This window comes from Candidatus Neomarinimicrobiota bacterium (genome assembly GCA_022567655.1).
Taxonomy (GTDB): Bacteria; Fidelibacterota; SORT01; order SORT01; family SORT01; genus JADFGO01.
On record JADFGO010000137.1, the window covers coordinates 1 to 3,595 of the forward strand.

Below are 3,595 nucleotides of genomic sequence, written 5' to 3' on the forward strand. Positions count from 1 at the left end.
TTTTTAGTTTTATTGGAGCTAAACCACATACAGATTTTTTAGCAAATGTTGTGGAACGAAATGAAGCGGGGTTTATTCTGACCGGACAAGATTTAATCCGAAATGGTCGCCGGCCAAAAAACTGGCATCTGAAAAGAGACCCATTCTTGCTGGAGACAAGTGTACCAGGAATCTTTGCAGCTGGGGATGTTAGGCAAGGAGCTGTCAGGCGAGTAGCTTCGGCTGTAGGACAAGGCTCAAACGCTGTAAGTTTCGTTCATCAATATTTAAAAACTATTTAAGCTAGTTATTTTCACGTACCTGTATCGTCACACCGTTTTGAGTATAACTCGATTAAATTATAGAGTAAAATCAATTGAAGGCAGTCAAAACCTGCCCTTTACACATAATATATAACATTATCTAATAACCGTATCTTGCTGATATATAATCGTGCTGTCAGGGCAAGCCCTAACCAGCACATCATTTGTAGCGCGTAGGGGAGTCGAACCCCTATTACCGGCGTGAGAGGCCAGCGTCCTAAGCCATTAGACGAACGCGCCGTTTTCGGTCGATAAATTTATCTTACCACCCGTGAAAATGCAAGCGGTTTGTTCCTGAATTAGCTGTAAAATCTGACCGGTTAATTCTATATTAGAGCAGAAGGGCGAAAGGATAGTTAGAGTTAGAATATGAGAAATGAATCGGTATTTCGCAGAAGAATCAAACGTCTCTTGATCTATCTGCTTGCTCCGTTTGCGCTCATGGGGTTGGCTGAGGTCACGCTTCGCTTCGTGGAGTACGGAGAAAAGAGCGAACTCTTCCTCCCTGCGGCGAGAACTGATTCATACCTTGTACAAAACAGTGGTTTTGCGAAGCCCTATTTTCCTTTCAGCGGCGCTGTTCCGGTCACCATCACAAACACTCTGAATACGCCAAAACAATCCGGGAGTCTCCGCATTTTTCTGATAGGTGAGAACTCAATGTCAGGATATCCGTGGGGTCCGAACGGAACCATTTCTGCTTTCTTAAAACAACTGCTTCGGGAAGCGTTTTCTGAGAGAGAGATAGAAATTATCAATTTGTCCATACCGGGAGTGAACTCACACGCAATGCTTGACCTCATAAGAAAATTAGGTCGTTACGATCCGGACGCCGTCATCCTCTATCCCGGGCACAATGAATTTTACGGCGCCCTCGGTCCTGCTTCCGTGGATTACGTCGGTATGAATCGAGGCAGTCTGAAATTATATTTACAATTGCACGAATACCGATTGTTTCAGCTTCTGAAGTCGGTTTACATTTACTTTTCAACCGATGCCGAAGACAGGTTCGAAATGAAGAGCCCGGTAAAGAGAATTGAGATCAAGTCCGGCAGCAGAATTTACAAGCAGGCGGTAGAGAACTTCGAGAGTAACGTCAGAGATATGCTGTTGATAGCGGAATCAGAGGGCTGGACGTTGATAGGGGGAATTCCGGTAAGCAATTTTGCGGGTAAAATTCCGTTCAAATCTTGTGTAGACGGGATTACCGATCTTGATAAATGGAGCAGGGGAATCAAAAAGGGAAAGGCGCTTTTCTACTCCGGAGAGAACAAAAAAGCGCTGCTTTATTTTGATGAGGCGGAAGAAAGATACGGAACGAACGCCGATCTCGATTTCTTGATAGCATCCGCCGCCGGAAGTTCAGGTGACGTCAATAAATCACGTATGTATTATCGCAGAGCGGATGGCGTCCGAGTTGATCGTCCTGTTCGGCGGAATGCGACGTCCGGAACCCGACATGAACGAGATTGATAAATTGATAAATGGAGCTGGTATCACTCCGATAGATGAAGCCATCGCGGAACTGAGAATCACTTCGCTTAGATCCAAATGGCCGTATAAGGAATCGGAGAGGACTGTTCCCTCTTTTAGCAGTCTCAGAAGCGATCATATTGAGAATCTTGCATTGGACGTGGTCGAGAATAGAATCACCTGGACTGAAGCGCACCGGATATATGCCGATTCACTGTTTGATCTCGGATATCAGTATATGGCTGAGAACGACTACAGGGCGTTGACCGTTGCGGGGGTCAGAGACGTTGTCCCGTATCATCGGCTTTCCGAGGTGTTGATCCGTAAGGGGCTCTTCGACGAGGCGTACGAATTGCTGGAAAATTCGCTGAAAATAGAAAAGACGTTTTTCGCTATGAAGTGGATGGGTTCTATTCTTCTCGGAAGCGGTATCGCTGATGATGCTATTGAGCCATTACTTGAAGCTTATTCAATGAACTCTTCCGATGTGGAGACGCTTTATAATTTGGCTGTCGCGTTTATTGAGACTGGAAAATTAGAGGACGCAAAAGAGTCGTTGAAGATGCTGATTCTCCTCTCTCCCGGATATGATGGGAGTCTTGGGTTGATGAGTAGGATAAAGGAGTTGGAAAACGATTAAATAGTTGGAAATTGCTCCGGGCATATTTATATTTTCCCGACGCGCCCGTAGCTCAATTGGATAGAGTGCGTGGCTACGGACCACGAGGTTGGAGGTTCGAGTCCTCCCGGGCGTACTTATAAAGCAAACCCCATTTGTCCTTCTCCCCGAGGGAGGTGGAAGTTTATGCCGAATATATTTCGGGAGAGGGTGTGATCTGAGAAAACGCTGTCATTCTGAGGAGTCCCGTCCCGAAGTTTCGGGATCGGGACGGACGAAGAATCCCGGTCGGAAGAGTCAGATTCTCCAAGATATTGATGGATGACACCCCCCGACTGATGTCAGGCGGGGGGTGTTATCGTATGATTAAGATTGAAAGATAGAATTGATATATTTACCTTAACACTCAATAAGGAGAGGTGGCAGAGCCTGGCTGAATGCGCGCGACTCGAAATCGTGTTTACCGCAAGGTAACGGGGGTTCGAATCCCTCCCTCTCCGCTGAGAGAGAGTGCTGGTTAGGGCTTGCCCTGACAGTACCATGAGAATGTTTTGTGTAGGATTCGCCCCGCCTGCCGTGCTATTATTGGGGCAAATACTGGGCAGACTGCATGATCTTTCCTTTGAAATGACACCGGAATATAAGTATCGAATCGGTCTTTCATACGGCGAAGTACACGTTTTGCACATTCAGGGAAACGGTTACTCCGAATGGAGCACAGTAGGTGAGCCTATTCACATTGCTAAGCGGTTGCTTGAAATAGGGAGCATGCAGAACCCTAATCCAGTGTGTGCAGCTCTTGGATTGTCCGTGGCTAATGAGGAGCCTGTTCTTGAGGTGACTGAGCGTCTTCGCTACTTGCTTAGCATGGTTGCTGGATTCGCCTCTCGCTACGACCACATTCTCAATAGAGAACCCCAAGAATTGAAAGGGGTGGGCCTGGGACTTTGGGCGTTACTACAATCTAAAGATCAGCAATAGGTGACATTCATGAACACAGGGCTAATAGGCTGGCACTACACTCATTTTAGCACCTTTAGGTTCTGTTAAAGAAGGGAGGGTGAATGGACAGTTCAAGCATAACTTTGAATCTACCGCATATCTATACTTAGAAATGGCAAGGGCTGTTTTTACGGGAATCTACCCGCAAGGGGAGAAGCCTGAAGAGGAATTGGCGACTGAAGACGGTATAAGTTCAATT

2 protein-coding genes and 3 tRNA genes are annotated in these 3,595 nt (G+C 46.5%); 4 read left to right on the top strand and 1 reads right to left on the bottom strand.

Going from position 1 to position 3,595, the window contains the following annotated elements; genetic code table 11:
* Positions 1-469: 469 nt before the first annotated feature.
* A tRNA-Glu gene (locus IID12_10055) sits at positions 470-542 on the bottom strand.
* Between the two features lie 129 nt (positions 543-671).
* Between IID12_10055 and IID12_10060 the strand changes: the two genes are divergently transcribed.
* The 4 genes from IID12_10060 to IID12_10075 all read left to right on the top strand — a co-directional run bounded on the left by IID12_10060 (position 672) and on the right by IID12_10075 (position 2,894).
* Positions 672-1,775, top strand: coding sequence for a hypothetical protein (locus IID12_10060; protein ID MCH8289430.1), 1,104 nt, complete (start codon positions 672-674; stop codon positions 1,773-1,775).
* On the top strand, positions 1,762-2,415 hold the full coding sequence (locus IID12_10065) for a tetratricopeptide repeat protein (protein MCH8289431.1): 654 nt from the start codon (positions 1,762-1,764) through the stop codon (positions 2,413-2,415). The genes IID12_10060 and IID12_10065 overlap by 14 nt, the downstream gene beginning before the upstream one ends.
* 41 nt (positions 2,416-2,456) lie before the next feature.
* Positions 2,457-2,530: transfer RNA gene (locus IID12_10070), tRNA-Arg, on the top strand.
* A 277-nt stretch (positions 2,531-2,807) separates the two neighbouring features.
* Positions 2,808-2,894 (top strand) — tRNA-Ser (locus tag IID12_10075).
* Positions 2,895-3,595 lie beyond the last annotated feature (701 nt).